17 protein-coding genes are annotated in these 16,617 nt (G+C 73.5%); 9 read left to right on the top strand and 8 right to left on the bottom strand.

Going from position 1 to position 16,617, the window contains the following annotated elements; all coding sequences use genetic code 11:
* Nucleotides 1-93: 93 nt before the first annotated feature.
* Nucleotides 94-819, bottom strand: a complete 726-nt coding sequence (locus KBX39_RS05715; protein WP_210869462.1) for a DUF899 family protein — start codon at nt 817-819, stop codon at nt 94-96.
* Between the two features lie 94 nt (nt 820-913).
* On the opposite strand from KBX39_RS05715, the gene KBX39_RS05720 reads away from it, so the two are divergent.
* Nucleotides 914-2,317, top strand: coding sequence for an NDP-hexose 2,3-dehydratase family protein (locus tag KBX39_RS05720; RefSeq protein WP_064447364.1), 1,404 nt, complete (start codon nt 914-916; stop codon nt 2,315-2,317).
* A 44-nt stretch (nt 2,318-2,361) separates the two neighbouring features.
* On the opposite strand, the gene KBX39_RS05725 is transcribed toward KBX39_RS05720, so the two are convergent.
* The 3 genes from KBX39_RS05725 to KBX39_RS05735 all read right to left on the bottom strand — a co-directional run bounded on the left by KBX39_RS05725 (nt 2,362) and on the right by KBX39_RS05735 (nt 4,720).
* On the bottom strand, nt 2,362-2,793 hold the full coding sequence (locus tag KBX39_RS05725; RefSeq protein ID WP_176722772.1) for an SRPBCC family protein: 432 nt from the start codon (nt 2,791-2,793) through the stop codon (nt 2,362-2,364).
* A 101-nt stretch (nt 2,794-2,894) separates the two neighbouring features.
* Nucleotides 2,895-3,710 (bottom strand): ABC transporter permease, encoded by an 816-nt coding sequence (locus tag KBX39_RS05730; RefSeq protein WP_205798118.1) that lies wholly within the window; start codon nt 3,708-3,710, stop codon nt 2,895-2,897.
* A 5-nt stretch (nt 3,711-3,715) separates the two neighbouring features.
* Nucleotides 3,716-4,720 carry an ATP-binding cassette domain-containing protein gene (locus KBX39_RS05735; protein ID WP_051611109.1) on the bottom strand — a complete coding sequence of 335 codons (1,005 nt, stop codon included), beginning with the start codon at nt 4,718-4,720 and terminating at the stop codon, nt 3,716-3,718.
* Nucleotides 4,721-4,884: 164 nt separating this feature from the next.
* Between KBX39_RS05735 and KBX39_RS05740 the strand changes: the two genes are divergently transcribed.
* From KBX39_RS05740 to KBX39_RS05760, 5 genes are read left to right on the top strand one after another with little or no spacing between them, the layout of a single operon-like run.
* On the top strand, nt 4,885-5,709 hold the full coding sequence (locus KBX39_RS05740) for a cyclopropane-fatty-acyl-phospholipid synthase family protein (protein ID WP_043325280.1): 825 nt from the start codon (nt 4,885-4,887) through the stop codon (nt 5,707-5,709).
* 35 nt (nt 5,710-5,744) lie between these two features.
* A complete protein-coding gene (locus KBX39_RS05745; RefSeq protein WP_069087877.1) occupies nt 5,745-6,977 on the top strand; it encodes a class I SAM-dependent methyltransferase in 1,233 nt (410 codons plus the stop codon).
* Complete coding sequence (locus KBX39_RS05750) at nt 6,974-7,726, top strand: trans-aconitate 2-methyltransferase (protein WP_233514704.1); 753 nt, start codon at nt 6,974-6,976, stop codon at nt 7,724-7,726. Before KBX39_RS05745 ends, KBX39_RS05750 begins: the two co-directional genes overlap by 4 nt.
* Entirely contained in the window at nt 7,723-8,472 is a 750-nt protein-coding gene (locus tag KBX39_RS33170; protein ID WP_312246305.1) for an NAD-dependent epimerase/dehydratase family protein, read from the top strand. The genes KBX39_RS05750 and KBX39_RS33170 overlap by 4 nt, the downstream gene beginning before the upstream one ends.
* Complete coding sequence (locus KBX39_RS05760) at nt 8,360-9,475, top strand: nucleotide disphospho-sugar-binding domain-containing protein (RefSeq protein WP_210869464.1); 1,116 nt, start codon at nt 8,360-8,362, stop codon at nt 9,473-9,475. The genes KBX39_RS33170 and KBX39_RS05760 overlap by 113 nt, the downstream gene beginning before the upstream one ends.
* Before the next feature lie 43 nt (nt 9,476-9,518).
* On the opposite strand, the gene KBX39_RS05765 is transcribed toward KBX39_RS05760, so the two are convergent.
* Complete coding sequence (locus KBX39_RS05765) at nt 9,519-11,273, bottom strand: hypothetical protein (RefSeq protein ID WP_210869466.1); 1,755 nt, start codon at nt 11,271-11,273, stop codon at nt 9,519-9,521.
* A gap of 470 nt (nt 11,274-11,743) precedes the next feature.
* Between KBX39_RS05765 and KBX39_RS05770 the strand changes: the two genes are divergently transcribed.
* The 3 genes from KBX39_RS05770 (at nt 11,744) to KBX39_RS05780 (ending at nt 14,902) form a co-directional block, all read left to right on the top strand.
* A complete protein-coding gene (locus tag KBX39_RS05770) occupies nt 11,744-12,853 on the top strand; it encodes a DegT/DnrJ/EryC1/StrS aminotransferase family protein (RefSeq protein WP_210869468.1) in 1,110 nt (369 codons plus the stop codon).
* Nucleotides 12,854-12,926: 73 nt separating this feature from the next.
* Entirely contained in the window at nt 12,927-13,472 is a 546-nt protein-coding gene (locus KBX39_RS05775; RefSeq protein ID WP_030503323.1) for a pyridoxamine 5'-phosphate oxidase family protein, read from the top strand.
* Nucleotides 13,473-13,558: 86 nt separating this feature from the next.
* Nucleotides 13,559-14,902 (top strand): cytochrome P450, encoded by a 1,344-nt coding sequence (locus KBX39_RS05780; protein WP_209960936.1) that lies wholly within the window; start codon nt 13,559-13,561, stop codon nt 14,900-14,902.
* A gap of 55 nt (nt 14,903-14,957) precedes the next feature.
* On the opposite strand, the gene KBX39_RS05785 is transcribed toward KBX39_RS05780, so the two are convergent.
* The 3 genes from KBX39_RS05785 to KBX39_RS05795 all read right to left on the bottom strand — a co-directional run.
* Nucleotides 14,958-15,500, bottom strand: a complete 543-nt coding sequence (locus KBX39_RS05785) for an EF-hand domain-containing protein (protein WP_030503321.1) — start codon at nt 15,498-15,500, stop codon at nt 14,958-14,960.
* Between the two features lie 29 nt (nt 15,501-15,529).
* Complete coding sequence (locus tag KBX39_RS05790) at nt 15,530-16,390, bottom strand: class I SAM-dependent methyltransferase (protein WP_209960939.1); 861 nt, start codon at nt 16,388-16,390, stop codon at nt 15,530-15,532.
* A gap of 26 nt (nt 16,391-16,416) precedes the next feature.
* Nucleotides 16,417-16,617 (bottom strand): hypothetical protein (locus KBX39_RS05795; RefSeq protein ID WP_210869470.1); only part of this gene is annotated, 201 nt, incomplete at its 5' end.

Consider the following 16,617-nt stretch of genomic DNA (forward strand, 5'->3'; position numbering starts at 1 on the left):
CGGTGAGCCGTCCGGCCGATCGGGGTACGCCCCGGCGACCGTCGGCGGTACGCGGTGTCGCGGTGCGGTCGGGCACTCGTGTCTCCTCGGCTGTCACACGGGTCGATCGGCCGGGTCGGTAACCGGGGGATACGTGTTGGCGGCGTACCAGTCGCCGCGGCCCCGCGGCAGCAGGTCGAGCACGTTCCACACCGGGGAGAGCAGGTCGATGCCGCGCTCGGTGCCGTCGACGAAGTTGGCCGGCTGGCTGTAGAAGTGCCGGACGCCGTCGCCGTCGCGGACCAGCACGCTGACCATCGGGCGCTGGTCGCCGTTCGGGTGCTCGGCGCGCAGGTCGGCGTTGAAGTCGGTGCCGTGGCTGGAGAGCAGCCGTAGGCCGGCCCAGCCGCGCCGGGCGCCCCAGGCGCGCAGCTTCTCCGCCGGGGCCTTGCCGACCACCACGAACGCGGTGTGCTGCTGGAGGTGGTGGGCGACGCCGTGGAACCCGTCCACCCACATCGAGCACATCGGGCAGGCGGCGTCGGCGTCCGGGTGGAACATCAGGTGGTAGACGAGGAGCGTGCGGTGCGCGCCGAAGAGCGCGGACAGCCGGACGGGGCGCAACGGGCCGGGCGCGGTCAGGTCGGCCGGTCCCTCGGTGAGCGCGACGTCGGCCACCGGCGCGCCGAGCGGCAGCTCCCGCCGGGCGGCGGCGACCTGTTCGATCTGGTCACACAGGCGGCGTTCGGCCTCGGCGAGGCGCAGCCGCGCGGCCACATATCCGGCGTCGGCGCCGTCCGGCCACATCGGCAGCGCCGGCGCGCTCGCGTCCTCAGTCATCCTCTCGTCCTTCCTCGACCCGCGCTAACGCCGGCCGTTCGCTATAGGATATAGAAGTGATCAACGGGTAGGTGTCGACAAAGGGGGTACGCGCGTGACGGAGACGACCGCGCCACCAGGGCTGCCGCAGCACGGCCGGTTCGCCACCGCCGACCCCGACGCCGACATCCACGAGTGGCTCGCCGACTGGCGCCGTCAGGCCCCGATGCGCGTGGACGTCGTGCCCCTGGCCGGCCTGCGCGGCTGGCGCCAGGACGCCGACACCGGAGTCCTGGCCCACCGCAGCGGCCGGTTCTTCCGGGTGGAAGGGCTCTCCGTCGAGGTGCCGGGCGCGGCCGTGCCCCGCTGGGACCAGCCGGTGCTGCACCAGCCGGAGGTGGGCATCCTCGGGCTGCTCGCCCGCCGCGACGGCGACACGCTGCGGGTGCTGGTGCAGGCCAAGGCGGAGCCCGGCAACCAGGACGGCCACCAGCTCGCGCCCACCGTCCAGGCCACCCGGAGCAACTGGACCGGCGTCCACGGCGGCCGCCCGGTGCCGTTCCTGCACCACTTCCGCGACCCGGACCCGCGCCGGGTGCTCGTGGACGTCCGCCAGTCCGAGCACGGGTCCTGGTTCCTGCGCAAACGCAACCGCAACATGGTGGTCCTCACCGACGAGGACATCGTGCCGCCGCCCGGGTTCCGCTGGCTCAGCCTCGCCCAGCTGCACCGGCTCCTGCGCCACGACGACCTGGTCAACATGGACATCCGTACCGTGCTCTCGTGCCTGCCGGCGGAGCTGACGGCCCGGGCGGCCGGCCCGGCCGGGGACGCCTTCACGGCCGCGCTGCGCCGCTCCTGCCGACCCGGGCCGGGCAGCCGGCACCACACCGGCGAGCTGCTGCACTGGATCACCGACGTCCGCAGCCGGACCGAGGTGGACGCCGACCGGACGGCGCTGCGCGGACAGGCGGCGTGGCATCTCGGCGAGGTCTCCCTGCGACACGACAGTGGGCTGTTCTTCGAGGTCATCGGCGTGGACGTGGACGCCGAGGGGCGCGAGGTGGCGAGCTGGTCGCAGCCGATGCTGCGGCCCTGCGGCCAGGGGGTGGTGGCGTTCCTGGCCACCCGTCTCGACGGTGTGCTGCACGTGCTGGCGCACGCCCGGGTCGAACCGGGCTTCGTCGACGTGGTGGAACTGGCGCCGACGGTCCAGTGCACGCCCGCCACGCTCGACTACCTGCCCGCCGCCGCGCGTCCGCCCTTCCTGGACCAGGTGCTCGGCGCGCCGCCGGAGCGGGTCCGGTTCCGCGCGCTCCTCTCCGAGGAGGGCGGACGGCTCTACCGGGCCCGTAGCAGCTATCTGGTGGTGGAGACCGACGACGTCGACCTGGAGAGCGACCAGTACCGCTGGGTGACGCTGCACCAGCTCTCGGAACTGCTGCGGCACAGCAACTACGTGAACGTCTCGGCCCGCAGCCTGATCGCCTGCCTGCGCGGGCTGCTGGACGCCGGCTGAGCGGGCGGACCGGGTCGCGCCCGGTCCGCCCGCCGCGACGGCGGTCAGTCGCCGAAGCCGGTCGGGTGGGCGTCGCCGACCGCGTTGAGCAGCACACCCTGCTCCAGCAGCGCCTTGCAGGCGCAGAGCACCATGGTGAACCCGCCCATCGAGTCGATCGCCTTCGCCACGGCCTGGTCGGCGCTGCCGGCGAAGCCGGTCTCGGTGACCCGGACCAGCGTCGTGTCACCCTCGCCCGGCAGGAACCGCCATTCGAGCTGGGTGGGGGACTCCGGGTCCCACTCGGCCAGGATGCGGCTGTTCTTCTCGACGTCCTTGACCGTGACGACGGTGGAGACGCCGTACATCTCCCAGTCCCAGGTGACGGTGGCGCCGGGTTCGAGCCGGCCGCTGCTCTTGGTGAACCAGAACTTCGTGGTCACCGCCGGGTCCGCGAACGCCTCGAAGACCTCGGCGGCGGGCCTGCGGATGAGCATCTGCGCGGTGACGGCAGGCGGTTGAGTCAAACGGTCGCTGTCCACGGGGTAGCCGTGTTCCCTTCTCGTGTCATCGGCACTGCGTACAAACGGTGGCGGGGTCAGGCCCGCCGGCGGTACAGGAACATGGAGAGCGGGGCGAAGACGGCCACCAGCGCCGCGCAGCCGACCAGCGCCGCGCCTACCTCACCGGCGGTCGCCGTGCCATGGGCCAGGCCGCGCGCGGCGGTGACCGTCAACGCGAACGGGTTCAGGCCGACCACGGCCTGCAGCCAGCCGGGAAGCGTCTCCTGCGGCACGAAGAAGTTGCTGACGAACGACACCGGGAAGACGATCGCCTGGCAGGCGCTCAGGGCGGCGGTCGGTGACTTCAGGGCGAGCCCGAAGACCACGTACACCCAGGAGAAGGAGAAGACGAAGACCAGGGTGATCAGGATCGTGGCGAGGACGCCGAGCACGCCACCGTCGGGCCGGAAGCCGACCGCGAGCCCGACCGCCACGGCGACCGCGCAGCCGACGACGTAGAGCACGTTGTTGCCGAGCAGGGTGCCGACGATCGCGGCGGGCCGCCAGATGGCCAGCGCGCGGAAGCGGTCGGTCACCTCCCGGGAGTTGTCCAGGTTGACCACCGCGCCGATCCGCATGCTGATCATGATCCCGGTGAACACCACGATGCCCGGGATGTAGAACTGCATGTAGCTCGACGTCGAACCGGCCAGCGCGCCGCCGAACAGGAAGCCGAAGACGAGCGTGAACATGACCGGCACGCCGAGCGCCTCGAGGATCTGCGTCGGGTCGCGGCGTACCTTCTGCACCGCCCGCCACGCGAAGGTCAGCGTGGACGACAGCGCGCCGGGACGTGCCGGCCGCGCCGCGGACGGCGCCGAGGCACCACGGCCGGTGCCGGTCTCCACCATGCTGCTCACGCCGCCTCCTCGGTCTCGGTCCGCGAGCCGTCCGCCCGGTGCCCGGTGAGGGCGAGGAACACCTGGTCCAGGGTGGCGTGGCCGAAGGCGTACTCGGCCAGGCCGACGCCGGCCCCGGTGAGGGCGGCCAGCGCCCGAGTGGCCTCCTCCTCGGCCGCGACCTGCGCGGTCAGCTCCATCCGGTCGGCGCCGGCGTGCACCGCCGTGCCCAGCGCCTCCGCCAGCATCCGCTCTGCCGTCTCCCGCTGCCCGGCGTCGCGCAACCGCACCCGCAGCACGCTCGCACCGATCGACCGCTTCAGCTCCACCGGCGTGCCCTCGGCGATGACCCGGCCGTGGTCGACGACCGCGATCCGGTCGGCGAGCTGGTCGGCCTCGTCGAGATACTGCGTGGTGAGCAGGACGGTGGCGCCCTCGCCGACCATGCCCCGGACGAGTTCCCACACCTGGTTGCGGCTGTGCGGGTCCAGCCCGGTGGTCGGCTCGTCGAGGAACATCAGGTCGGGTGTCACGATCATGCTGCTGGCGATGTCGAGCCGACGGCGCATGCCGCCGGAGTAGGTCCGCACCAGCCGGGCGGCGGCCTCCTCCAGGCCGAACGTGGCGAGCAGCTCCTCGGCGCGGCGGCGGGCCGCGCTCCAGGAGAAGCCGCGTAGCCGGGAGAGCAGGACGAGATTGTCCCGGCCGGACAGTTCCTCGTCGACCGACGAGTATTGCCCGGTCAGCCCGATCCGGTCGCGGATCGCCCCGGCCTCGCGCACCACGTCGTGGCCGAGCACGCGGACCTCGCCGCTGTCGGGCGGGACGAGCGTGGCGAGGGTGCGGACGATCGTCGTCTTCCCGGCGCCGTTGGGGCCGAGCACGCCGAACACGCTTCCGGCCGACACGCGCAGATCGATCCCGTCGAGCGCGCGCACCTCGCCGTAGGATTTGCGCAATCGTGTGATCTCGATGGCGGGAGTGTCGGTCTGCTGTGCGGACAACCCAGCCGTACGCGACATTGTGTTCACAAACATATAGTAGCAGGACGTTTCGCTCCGGTCACGCCTCTTGATCCGCGCGTCGCGCGCGTTCCGCCACCACGTGATCGTCGCATGGACACCCGTCGGTCGATAGCTATAACATTCTCAAGCAGCAACTTGCCGCCGAGAGTGGAGGAGCGGACGTGTCCACACGCGAGCTGACCGAAATCGACGAGGTAGCGGAGATCTACGACGACGGCGCCTGGGCCGTCGAGGTGCTCGGCGGAAACATCCACTTCGGATGGTGGGAGGACGACGACGACCGCACGCCCTTCCTGGAGGCCATCAACCGGTTCACCGACATCGTCGGCGACCGCCTCGGCCTGCGCCCCGGCGATCGGCTGCTGGACGTCGGCTGCGGCGCCGGCGAGCCGGCCATCCGGCTCGGCCAGCGCAGCGACGCCGACATCACCGGCATCACCAACAGCGCCGAGCACCTCAAGCGGGCCCGGGAACGGGTCAACGAGTCCGGGCTGCGCGGCCAGGTCCGCTTCGAGCTCGGCGACGCCGCCGCGCTGAGCTACCCCGACGCCTCCTTCGACAAGGTGCTCGCCTTCGAGTCCCTGGTGCACGCGCAGGACCGCCGGCAGTGGCTCGCCGAGATCCGCCGCGTACTCAAGCCCGGCGGCCGGCTCGTGCTCACCGACCTCGCCGAGGACGCCCCGCTCACCGAGCGGGACCGGCAGATCCTCACCGACTTCACCCTCGCCCCGCCCGGCCCGCCGATGGCCGCGTTCGACCTGGTCCGCGACGCCGGCTTCGTGGTGGACGAGTTCCTCAGCTGCGGCGACAAGATCAGCCGTTCGTTCCCCGCCTACCACGAGCGGGTGCAGCAGCGGCGCGACACGCTCGCCGCCGCGCACGGCGCCGAGAAGATCGACGCCTTCCTCGCCGAGATGCCGGCCGTGCTCGACGTCCTGCGCACCAAGGTCGGGTGCGTCGTCATCGCCGCCCACAAGCCGCGCTGACCCGCCCGGCACCGGTGACCGGAAGGAGCAGGCAGATGACCGCCCCCGCCGTCACCGGCTGCCGGATCTGCGGCGGCCCGGTGACCGAGATGCTCGACCTCGGCCGCCAGCCCCTCTCCGACGCGTTCCCCCGCCCGGCCGACCTCGACGGCGAGTTCTTCTACCGCCTCGCGGTGGGCCGGTGCGCCGACTGCACGATGGTCCAGCTCGTCGAGGAGGTGCCGCGCGAGCGGATGTTCCACCACGACTACCCGTACCGCTCGTCGCTGTCGTCGGTGATGCGCGCGCACTTCACCGGCACCGGCCGGGAACTGCTCGCCACCGAGCTGACCCGGCCCGGCGCGTTCTGCGTCGAGCTGGGCTGCAACGACGGGGTGATGCTGCGGACCGTGGCCGCGGCCGGCGTACGCCACCTCGGCTTCGAGCCGTCCGCCGGGGTGGCCGAGCTGGCCCGTGGGCAGGGCGTACGGGTGCGTACCGACTTCTTCGAGGAGGAGACCGCCGCCGACGTGCTCGCCACCGACGGGCCGGCCGACGTCATCTACGCCGCCAACACGATCTGCCACCTGCCCTACCTGGACTCGGTGCTGCGCGGCGCGCGGCTGCTGCTCGCCCCCGGCGGCGTCCTCGTCTTCGAGGACCCGTACCTCGGCGACATCCTCGCCCGGACCGCCTTCGACCAGATCTACGACGAGCACTTCTACTACTTCACCGCCCACTCGGTACGGGCCGCCGCGGCCCGCTTCGGGCTGGAGCTCGTGGACGTGCGGCGGCTCCCGGTGCACGGCGGCGAGGTGCGCTACACGCTCGCCCGCGCCGGGGCGCGTACCCCGTCCCCGGCCGTCGCCGACCTGCTGCGCCAGGAACGGGAGCAGGGAGTGACCGGGGAGGCGGCGCTGCGCCGGTTCGCCGCCGCCGTCGCGCGTACCCGATCCGAGCTGGTCGCGCTGCTGCGCTCGCTGAGAGAGGAGGGCCGCACCGTCGCGGCCTACGGGGCCACCGCGAAGAGCGCCACCGTCACCAACTACTGCGGGCTCGGGCCGGAGCTGATCTCGTACGTCTGCGACACCACCCCGGCCAAGCAGGGCCGGCTGACCCCGGGCGCGCACATCCCGGTCCGCCCGCCCGAGGCATTCGCCGACCCCTACCCGGACTACGCGGTGCTCTTCGCCTGGAACCACGCCGAGGAGATCATGGCGAAGGAGACCGGCTTCCGGGCCGCCGGCGGCCGGTGGATCCACTACGTGCCCACCGTGCGCGTACGGTGACGGCATCGGTGGCGCGCGGCTTCTACCGCGCCGGATACCCGGAGATCTACGACCTGGTGATGCGGCACCGGGGCCGCGACCACATCGCCGAGGCCGCCACGCTCGCCCGGACGGTCCGGCGCCGGAACCCGGCCGCCGCCTCGCTGCTCGACGTGGCCTGCGGCACCGGGCTGCACCTGGAGCACCTGCGGACCCACTTCGCCCCGGTGACCGGCGTGGACCTGTCCGCGGAGATGCTGGCCCGAGCCGGCGCCCGGGTGCCGGACGTGGCCCTGCACGAGGGCGACATGCGCGACCTGGATCTGGCCGACACCTTCGACGTGGTGGTCTGCCTCTTCGCGGTGCCGCACCTGCGCGGCGCCGCCGAACTGGACCGGACCGTCGCACGGCTGGCCGCCCACCTGACGCCGGGCGGCGTGCTGGCGGTCGAGCCCTGGTACACGCCGGAGACGTTCGTCCCCGGCTACGTGGCCCGCGACATGGTGCAGGAGCAGGACCGGGTGGTGGTCCGGCTGTCCCACTCGACGTGGCTCGACGACGCGCGCGACCGGATCCGGATGACAGTGCACCAGGCGTACGCCGACCCGGAGGCCGGCATCCGGCACGACACCGCGACGACCGATCTGACGCTGTTCCGGCCGCAGCACTTCGCCGCCGCGTTCGCCCGGGCCGGGCTCGCCGCCGCGCACGTCACGGCGCCGCCGTTCCGGTGGGGCCTGTGGATCGCCCGGCCCGCAGGTGCGCGGTGACCGGCGACCGGCCACGCGTGGTCGTGCTCGGCGGCACCGGGTTCGTCGGCGCCCATGTCGCGGACGCCTTCGCCGACGCCGGCCACGACGTGCTCACGGTGGCCCGCCGCGCCCCGGCCGGCGACCGGCACCGGTTCACCGCGCTCGACCTCGGCGGCACCGGTCCGGGGACGCTGGCGCGGCTGCTGGACGCCGAGGACCCGGTCGCCGTGGTCGACTCCACCGGCAGCAGCTGGGGACTGGACCCCGGCCGGATGGCGGAGCGCTGCACCCGGCTCAGCGCGCTGCTGCTCGACGCGCTGCGCCGCGCCGCCTGCCGCCCCCGGCTGGTCCATCTCGGCTCGGTGCTGGAGTACGGGCAGCCGGTCGCGCCGGCCGATCCGCGCCGTACGCCCGCGCCGGACACCGCGTACGGCCGGGCGAAACTGACCGCGACCTGCGCCGGGCGGTCACCGACTTCTGGCACGACGAGCTGCGCCGCTACTCCGGCGACGGGGAGCCGGCGGCGGCGGGGCCGCCGCGTCAGCGGGCGCCGTAGCGCCGGCGGGGAATCGACAGGTGGCGCGACCGGCGTCACCGGCTCGGCGGTACGGCGTCGGCCGTGCCGCCGCGACGACAGGGAGGGCAGGAGTCATGCGCGTACTGTTCATGCCGGGTCCGGCCATCGGCCACGCGTTCCCGCTGGTACCGCTCGGGTGGGCGTTCCGCGCCGCCGGGCACGAGGTCGTCTTCGTCACCGCCGGTGACGCGCTGGCGGTGGCCCGGGCCGGGCTGCCGGTCCTGGACGCCGTGCCCGGACGCACCACCTCGGACATGCAGGCGCAGTTCATCCGCGACGTGCCGCGCCTGTTCGAGCCGATCGGCGCCGACCCGATCGCGGAGATGGAGGAACGCAAGCCGTACATCGTGTCGGCCTGGGACCCGTTCGTCGACGCCCACGTCGCGCTCGGCGAGTGGGTCCAGCCGGACCTGGTGGTGTACGACCCGATCTTCGCGGTCGGCCCGGTCGTCGCCGCCCGGCTGAAGGTGCCGGCGGTGGCGCACAGCCTCGGGCTGGCCCGGTTCACCCCCGACCTGCTGCGCGAGCTGCCCGGCGCGGTGGCGATGCGCCGGCACGGGGTGACGCTGCCCGAGGGCATCCGGACCGTCGACATCGCCCCGCCCAGCCTGGTCGAGGGCGGACCGGCCGACATCTCCATGCGGTACGTGCCGTACAACGGCGGCGGGGTCCTGCCCGAGTGGCTGCGGGAGCCGGTCGCGCGGCCCCGGATCGCTGTCACGTTCGGCACGCTCGGCGGGCCGGACCGGTTCGCCGCCGGCATCGCGCGGGTGCTCGCCGCCGCGCCCGGGCTGGACGCCGAGTTCGTGCTGGCGATCGGGGAGTCGGCCGCTCCGGCCGACCTGCCGCCGAACGTGCGGACCACCGGCTGGGTGCCGCTGAACCAGTTGCTGCGCGGCTGCGCCGCCGCGATCCACCACGGCGGCGACGGCACGACGCTGACCTGCGCCGCGCTCGGCGTCCGCCAGCTGGTGCTGCCCGGCTCGCCGGACGAGCTGGTCACCGGCGAGCTGCTGCGCGGCCGGGGGCTGGCGCACGTGCTGGGCTCGGTGGACGAGCTGGACGCCGCCGCGATCGGCCGGCTGCTCACCGACGCGGAGCTGGGCCGGGTGACCGGCGAGGTGCGGGCCGAGATCGCGGCGCTGCCGTCCCCGGCCGAGGTGGTGCCCCGGCTGACCGCGGCGGTGTGAGCCCGGCGGCGGGCGGCTCGCCGCCGCCCGCCGCCGGTTGCGGTCAGCGCAGTTGCGCGTCGGCCACCGCGAAGAGCAGCCCGTGCGGATTCGCCTTGCCGGTGTCGCCGTGCGGCCAGCTCGTCCGGTCGAAGCTCACACAGCGCCGGCCGGTGTGCTCGTCCCGGAACGTGCGGTCCTCGGTGAGCCGGCCCGCCGGGTCGACCAGCGCCATGCAGATCCGGGCGTCACCGTCGAGTCCGGTGGGCGCCACGAAGTAGTTCGAGGTGACCACCCGGGAGACCTGGTCGGTCTGGCGGAAGTGCTTCCCGCCCGCCACCGGCCGGAACGTGTCCATCGCGCCCCAGTGCGGGCCACCGAGTGTGGTGTCCACGATGGGCAGGGCGCTGACCAGCGCGGGACAGTCCGGCTCGGCGCCGCCGCGTACGGTCTCCGCGATCGTGTCGATGCGGCACGAGGTCCGGCTGCCGGCGGCCAGGAGCCGGCGGATGTCCAGCACGTACACCATGCCGGACTCGGCGTTGACGGCCGGTGAGTTGTTGCCGCCGAACATCACCGTGTGGAACAGGAAACGGTCGTCCGGGCTCACCATGAGCCAGCTGCCGCCGTCGGCCGCGCTGGTCGGGGTGTCACGCGGGTAGATACGGCGGAAGGCGGTCGCGTCGTCGAACACCTGCCGCCAGGTCAGCTCCCGCTTGGTGATGTCCGGCGTGTAGTAGACCGCGCCCATCCCGGTGGCCACGAACGCTCCCTTGTGCCGGGGCTGGTGCGTCACCGCGGGCTCCATGGCCAGCAGACCCTCGCGGCTGTACTCGTCGTCGACCCGGGGCCCGTCGGGCAGGTAGGACAGGGAGAGCAGGCGGGGCCGGTTCCGGTCGCTGATGTCGTACGTGCGGACCGTGCGGCGCTGCAGGTTGGGGTCGGTCACCAGGCCGGCGACGACGTGCCGCACCTCGACGAAGTCGCTGGTGACCAGCCGGTTCAGGTCCTCGCGCAGCGCGATGCCGTGCGGGTTGGCGCAGGTCGGCACCGGCAGCGCCGGCTGGTTGGGGCAGGAGACCGGGTCCTCGGCGGTCTTCTTCGCCGCCGGCATCTCGGCCAGCACCCGGCCGTCGGCGCCGAGCCGGACCACCTCGCCGGGGGAGCCGGCGAAGCCGTTGCCCACGCGGGTCTGCCCGTCGGAGTAGGTGCAGGGCCCGGCGACGTCGGGCCCGCCCATGTACGACCCGTACGCGGTGCCGTCGCGCAGGACGGTGAACGCGTCCGGCACCGAGCCGCACGGGGTGTCGTGCGGCAGCGTCACGCCGCTGAGCGAGACCCGGGGCAGCCGGCTGACGTCGAAGACGTAGACGGTGTCGCTGAGCAGGCCGCCCGCGTACACCTTGTCGCCCTTTCGCCAGGTGTACTGCATGTGGTGCGGTTCGTTGCCGAAGACCGAGTCGACGGTGACGGTGTTCGCCACCCGGCCGTAGTCGGGGGAGCCGGGGGTGGCGTCCACGACGGCGAGGAAGTCGGGGTCGGGCCTGCCGTCGGGGCCGGGCGCGGCGTCGCCGGTCCAGACCAGCAGCCACTGGCGGGCGGGCGCGCCCGGACGTTCGGCGGCCTGAGCCGTGCGGGTCAGGTGGTTGGTGATCCGGTACGGCTGGCCGTCGCTGCCGGTCACCGTCGAGGTGACCCGTCGCACGGACGCCCCGGCCGCGGCCGGGGGTGGCACCAGGCCGCTGCTGACGGCGACGAGCGCGATCACTCCGATGTGGGCGGCACGCCGGAGCGGACCGCGCAGTTGTGGACGGGGCATGGACGTCCTCCTGGTCACGTGCGGGATTGAGGCCGGAACATGCCAGGCGTCGCGGTCGAGGGGGACGGAGAAGTGCCGGGGAGCGGCGCCCGCGGCAGCGAGCCTACTATCCGAATTGCAACTGTCAATTGGCGGGAAGTCGACTGCAGGGAGATCCACTGCGCGCAATTTCCATCGATTGCCGGAGGTGCCGCGGCGGTCGACAGTGGCCGATGTCGGGGCAGGTCAGCTCAGTCCTGAGGGCTTGCCGGGAAAGGCTGTTCGCGCGCCCCGCAGGGTTGGTGCCAAGTCCGCGGCGACGGCGTCGCGGCGACGGTGATTCCGTCCGTTCGGGCCAGTGGCCGGGAGCCGCCGGTACCGACGTCGGTTGACGAACGTGTAGCTAGCCGATGGGGCGGCGACTAGGATGCGGGGTGGTGATGCCGGGGTGAGGCGCCGCGGCGACGACGCTCCCGGGGAGGTCCGCCGCCATGACCGTCGGAGTCTGGAACTACCTGGCCGAGTACGAGAGCGAGCGGGAGGACGTCCTCGGCGCGGTGGACCAGGTCTTCTCCTCCGGCCGGCTGGTGCTCGGTGAGAGCGTGCGCGGCTTCGAGCGGGAGTTCGCCGCCTACCACGGCGTGCCGCACTGCGTCGGGGTGGCCAACGGCACCGACGCCATCTCGCTGGCCCTCTGGGCGCTGGGCGTACGCCCCGGCGACGAGGTGGTCACCGTCGCCAACACGGCCGCGCCGACCGTGCTCGCCATCGACGCGGTGGGCGCGGTGCCGGTCTTCGTCGACGTGGACGAGGCGACCTGCCTGATGCGCATCGACCGGGTCGCCGACGTGATCACGCCGCGTACCCGGGTGCTGCTCCCGGTGCACCTCTACGGGCAGTGCGTCGAGATGGCGCCGCTGCGGGCGCTCGCCGCCGCGCACGGCCTCGCGGTGCTGGAGGACTGCGCGCAGGCGCACGGCGCGCGCCACCACGGCCGCGTGGCCGGGTCGCTCGGTGACGCCGCCGCCTTCTCCTTCTATCCGACCAAGGTGCTCGGCGCGTACGGCGACGGCGGCGCGACGATCACCGCCGACCCGGACGTGGAGCGGCGCCTGCGCCGGCTGCGGTACTACGGGATGGAGGACCGCTACTACGTCGAGGAGACGCCCGGCCGCAACAGCCGCCTGGACGAGGTGCAGGCGGAGATCCTGCGCCGCAAGCTGCGGCGGCTGGACCGCTACGTCGCCGCCCGCCGCGCGATCGCCCGCCGCTACGACGAGGGGCTCGCCGGCACCGGCCTGGGCCTGCCGGTCACCGCGCCCGGCAACGAGCACGTCTACTACCTCTACGTGGTGCGGCACCCGCGGCGCGACGAGATCCTGGCGGCGCTGCGTCGCCACGGCATCGAGCTGAACGTCAGCTACCGCTGGCCGGTGCACACCATGCGCGGCTTCGCCCACCTCGGCTACACCGAGGGGTCACTGCCGGTGACCGAGCGGCTGGCCGGGGAGATCTTCTCGCTGCCGATGTACCCGTCGCTGGACGAGGGCGCGCAGGCCCGGGTGATCGACGCGCTGCGCACGATTCTGCGGGCCTGGTGACGCTCCGAAGCGGGCACCGCAAGAATTGAGAATCATATAGCAAACTGCGCTCGCGCGGATCTACCATCTCGGCATGGAGCCTTCCACGTTCAGCACCCCGGTCGGCGACTTCGCCGACCTCCGTGACGACTTCCTGCGGCTCACCACCGAGATCGGCTGGTGCACCGTCGCCACTGTGGACGGACGCGACCGGCCGCGCAGCCGGATCATGCACGTCTCCTGGGAGGTCGGCGACGCCGGCCCGACCGGCTGGGTCAGCACCTCCCGCACCCCGGTCAAGACCGCCCACCTGGCCCGCAACCCGTACGTCTCGTGCAGCTACTGGACACCCGCGCACGACGCCGTCTTCGTCGACTGCCGCGCCACCTGGCTGGAGCCGGGCGACACCAAACGCCACGTCTGGGACCTCGTCGCCGCCGAGGCGACCCAGCGCGGCTTCGACCCGTACGCGGTCTGGCCCGACGGCCCCGCCGACGCCGGCTTCGAGGTGCTCCAGTTCGACCCCTGGCGGGTCCAGATCACCCTTCAGGACCTGGCCAACGGCCAGACCATCGGCTCGTCGCGGGTCTGGCACGCCGCCGGGCGGCCCGCGTCCACCGGCGCGCTGCTCTCCCGCTGATCCCGACCGGGCCGCCGCCGCACGACGGACCGGCCCGTCACCGCCGACGCGGCGAGCCGCGCGGCCCGACACCGAGGGAACGCACCATGACCACCACCCTGCGCACACCCGCGTCGGCGCCCGGCCGCCTGCCCGTGCTCGGGCACGGCCTGCAGATGAAACGACGACCCGCCGAGTTCCTGCTCGAACTCCAGTCCGGCGAGCCGGTCGTCACCATCGCGCTCGGCAAGCGCCCGGCGTACGTGGTGAACGACCCGACCCTGATGCGGGAGCTGCTGCGCGACGGCGACACCTTCGTCCGGGGCGGGCCGATGACCGAGCGCTTCCGGTCCATGTTCGGCAACGGCCTGGGCATCTCCGAGGGCGAGTTCCACCGCCGGCAGCGGGCGCTGATCCAGCCCGCCTTCCACCGCAACAAGGTCATCCACTATACCGAGCTGATGAGCCGGACGGTCGCCGGCAAGCTCGACTCCTGGCGCGACGGCCAGCGCCTCGCGGTCGAGAAGGAGATGGACGAGCTGGCCCTCACCAACGTCGTCGAGGTCGTCTTCGCCGGTGACCGAAGCCTGGACCGAGCCCGGTTCATGGCCGCGACCACCACCGTCCTGGGCGGACTGTTCCGCCGGATCACCGACGTGACGGGCGTGCTGACCCGCCTGCCCACCCAGGCCAACCGCGACTACGACGCCGCGGCCGAGTACCTGCGGGCGACCATCCGCCGGGTCATCGCCGAGTACCGCGCGGCCGGCACCGACCACGGCGACCTGCTGTCGATGATGCTCTTCGCCCGCGACGAGGACGGCCGGCCCGCGATGAGCGACGAGCAGGTCCACGACGAGGTGATGACGTTCTTCATCGCCGGCAGCAACACCATCGCCAACACGCTCTGCTGGGCGCTGCACCACGTCGGCGCGGACCCCGAGGTGCAGCGGCGGCTGCACGCCGAGGTCGACCGGGTGCTCGACGGACGGGCCGCCGGCTACGCCGACGTGCCGGCGCTGGAGTACACCCGCCAGGTGCTCTCCGAGACGCTACGGCTGCGCACCCAGGGCCTGTTCAACAACCGGGTCACCGCCCGTGACGCCGAACTGGGCGGCTACCTGATCCCGGCCGGCTCGGACGTGCTCTACAGCTTCCACGCCGTGCACCACAACCCGCGCATCTACCCCGAGCCCGAGCTCTTCGACCCGGACCGGTGGCTGCCGGAACGGGCCCGGACGCTGCCCCGCGGCGCGTTCATGCCGTTCGCCACCGGCGTGCACGGCTGCATCGGCGACCAGTTCGCCTGGACCGAGATGATCGTCTCGCTGGCCAGCATCGCCGCCCGCTGGCGGCTGGAGCCGGTGCCCGGCCACGAGCCGAAGCCCGTGCCGGCCATGACCATGCCCGTCGACGCGCTGCCGATGACCGCGCGCCGCCGTACCCGCTGAACGACCGACGCCCGGCCACCGGCCCACACGGACCGGCGGCCGGGCGTCCGGCCGCTCAGAGCTCCCCGGCGATCACGTTGCCCGGCGCGTCCGGGTCGGCGCTGAGGTAGAACTCGTGCGCCGCCCGGCCGTACTCCTCGCTGGTGAGGTAGCCGTCCCGGTCGGTGTCGAGCCGGTCGAAGATCCGTTGCGTGTCCTCCGAGCGCATGCCGCTCTTGCTCTGCGCCGCGAACATCTCCGCGTGGTTGATGCGCCCGTCCCGGTCCGCGTCGGCCACGTCGAACACGGCCAGGCTGAACGGCACCGCCGCGTTCGTCACGAACTCCGGGAACTCCGGCTTGTCGGCCCACGCCACCCACTCGGCGACCGTCACCCGCTTCTCGCCGTCGGGCCCGTCGCTGCCGCGCATACCGCGCCACATCCGGGCCGCCGCGCCGTGGATCCGCCGCCAGCCCGGCGAGTACGGCGCCACGCCGTACGTGTCGCACCAGATCTGGGCCATCGCGGTGATGTCCAGCCCGTCGATGACGCCGTCCCCGTCGGCGTCGTACGAGGCGAAGACCTTCTCCAGCTTGCGGCGTTGCAGTTCGGTGGTCATCTCGGTCCTTTCGTAGCGATGGATGGAGGTCAGGCCGGGGCGACCGCGCGGACGGTGAGCGCGGTCGAGGTCAGGTCGACCAGTCCGTCCGAGCCGGCGCGTCCCTCGGCGGCGGCGGCCACCTCCGCCCAGAGCGCGTCCCGCCCGGCCGGATCGAGCGCCTCGACCCGGCGGCGTACCGGTGGCGGCGCCACCGCCCGGGTGAACCGCGCGTACTCGGCCGGGTCGTGGAACCGGAACGGGACCGGGTACTCCTCGACTGTCACGTCCCGCAGGCCGGCGTCGGTCAGCCCGGCCGCCAGCGCCTCCGGATCGCACAGGCGGTACGGGCCGGGGGCGTCCGGTGGCCCGGACGGCAGGTCCAGCCGGCGCGCGAGCACGCCGTACCCGAGGGACATCAGCGGCACCCGCGGCGGTGGCGCCCACACCGCCGCGGCGAGCACGCCGCCCGGGACGAGCAGCCGGGCGATCCGGCCGAACGCGGCGCCGGGGTCGACGGCGAACATCAGGCCGAGCCGGCTGAGCACCACGTCGAACGCGTGCGGCGGCAGCTCCACCGTCTCCAGGTCGGCGACGAGGAAGTTGACGTTGCGCCGGCCCTCGGCCCGGCGGCGGGCCACGGCGAGCATGGCGGGGGAGAGGTCGACGCCGGTGACCGTGCCGGCCGGGCCGACGATGTCGGCGGCGCTGAGCGCCGGCTCCCCCGGACCGGTCGCGACGTCCAGGACGCGGTGCCCCGGCCGTACGCCACCCAGGGCCAGCAGCCGCGCGGTGAGCGCCGCGCCGCCCCGCTCGAAGGTCTCCCACTCGCGGGTCCAGCCGTCGCTGACGGCGTCCCAGGTCCGCCGCTGTTCGGCCTTCACCGCGGCGGCATCTGTCGATACGGACATCGCTTTCCCTCCTGTGGTCCGTCAGGTCACCCGCCCGGCCGGGCCGGTTCGCGGTCGGCGGGCCGGTCGCCGGCGTCCTCCGGCTCCCGCAGCACCCAGGCCCGCCGTCGCCCGCCCGGCCCCGGACCGGCCGACGAGGGCGTGCCGCCGGCGGGCCGGTCACGCCGTCCCCGCGCCATCAGCACGAGCAGGACCGCTCCGGTGACCACCGGCGCCAGCAGCAGGGC

The organism is Micromonospora sp. D75 (genome assembly GCF_018070405.1).
In the GTDB taxonomy this organism is placed as follows: domain Bacteria; phylum Actinomycetota; class Actinomycetes; order Mycobacteriales; family Micromonosporaceae; genus Micromonospora; species Micromonospora chalcea.

Bases quoted from the DNA above. Each gene is read 5' to 3' on its own strand.
- KBX39_RS05785 (WP_030503321.1), bottom strand. From the start codon at position 15,500: ATGACCACCGAACTGCAACGCCGCAAGCTGGAGAAGGTCTTCGCCTCG.
- KBX39_RS05760 (WP_210869464.1), top strand. From the start codon at position 8,360: ATGCGCGTACTGTTCATGCCGGGTCCGGCCATCGGCCACGCGTTCCCG.
- KBX39_RS05780 (WP_209960936.1), top strand. From the start codon at position 13,559: ATGACCACCACCCTGCGCACACCCGCGTCGGCGCCCGGCCGCCTGCCC.
- KBX39_RS05745 (WP_069087877.1), top strand. From the start codon at position 5,745: ATGACCGCCCCCGCCGTCACCGGCTGCCGGATCTGCGGCGGCCCGGTG.
- KBX39_RS05715 (WP_210869462.1), bottom strand. From the start codon at position 819: ATGACTGAGGACGCGAGCGCGCCGGCGCTGCCGATGTGGCCGGACGGC.
- KBX39_RS05765 (WP_210869466.1), bottom strand. From the start codon at position 11,273: ATGCCCCGTCCACAACTGCGCGGTCCGCTCCGGCGTGCCGCCCACATC.
- KBX39_RS05770 (WP_210869468.1), top strand. From the start codon at position 11,744: ATGACCGTCGGAGTCTGGAACTACCTGGCCGAGTACGAGAGCGAGCGG.
- KBX39_RS05725 (WP_176722772.1), bottom strand. From the start codon at position 2,793: ATGCTCATCCGCAGGCCCGCCGCCGAGGTCTTCGAGGCGTTCGCGGAC.
- KBX39_RS05730 (WP_205798118.1), bottom strand. From the start codon at position 3,710: ATGGTGGAGACCGGCACCGGCCGTGGTGCCTCGGCGCCGTCCGCGGCG.
- KBX39_RS05790 (WP_209960939.1), bottom strand. From the start codon at position 16,390: ATGTCCGTATCGACAGATGCCGCCGCGGTGAAGGCCGAACAGCGGCGG.
- KBX39_RS05735 (WP_051611109.1), bottom strand. From the start codon at position 4,720: ATGTCGCGTACGGCTGGGTTGTCCGCACAGCAGACCGACACTCCCGCC.
- KBX39_RS05775 (WP_030503323.1), top strand. From the start codon at position 12,927: ATGGAGCCTTCCACGTTCAGCACCCCGGTCGGCGACTTCGCCGACCTC.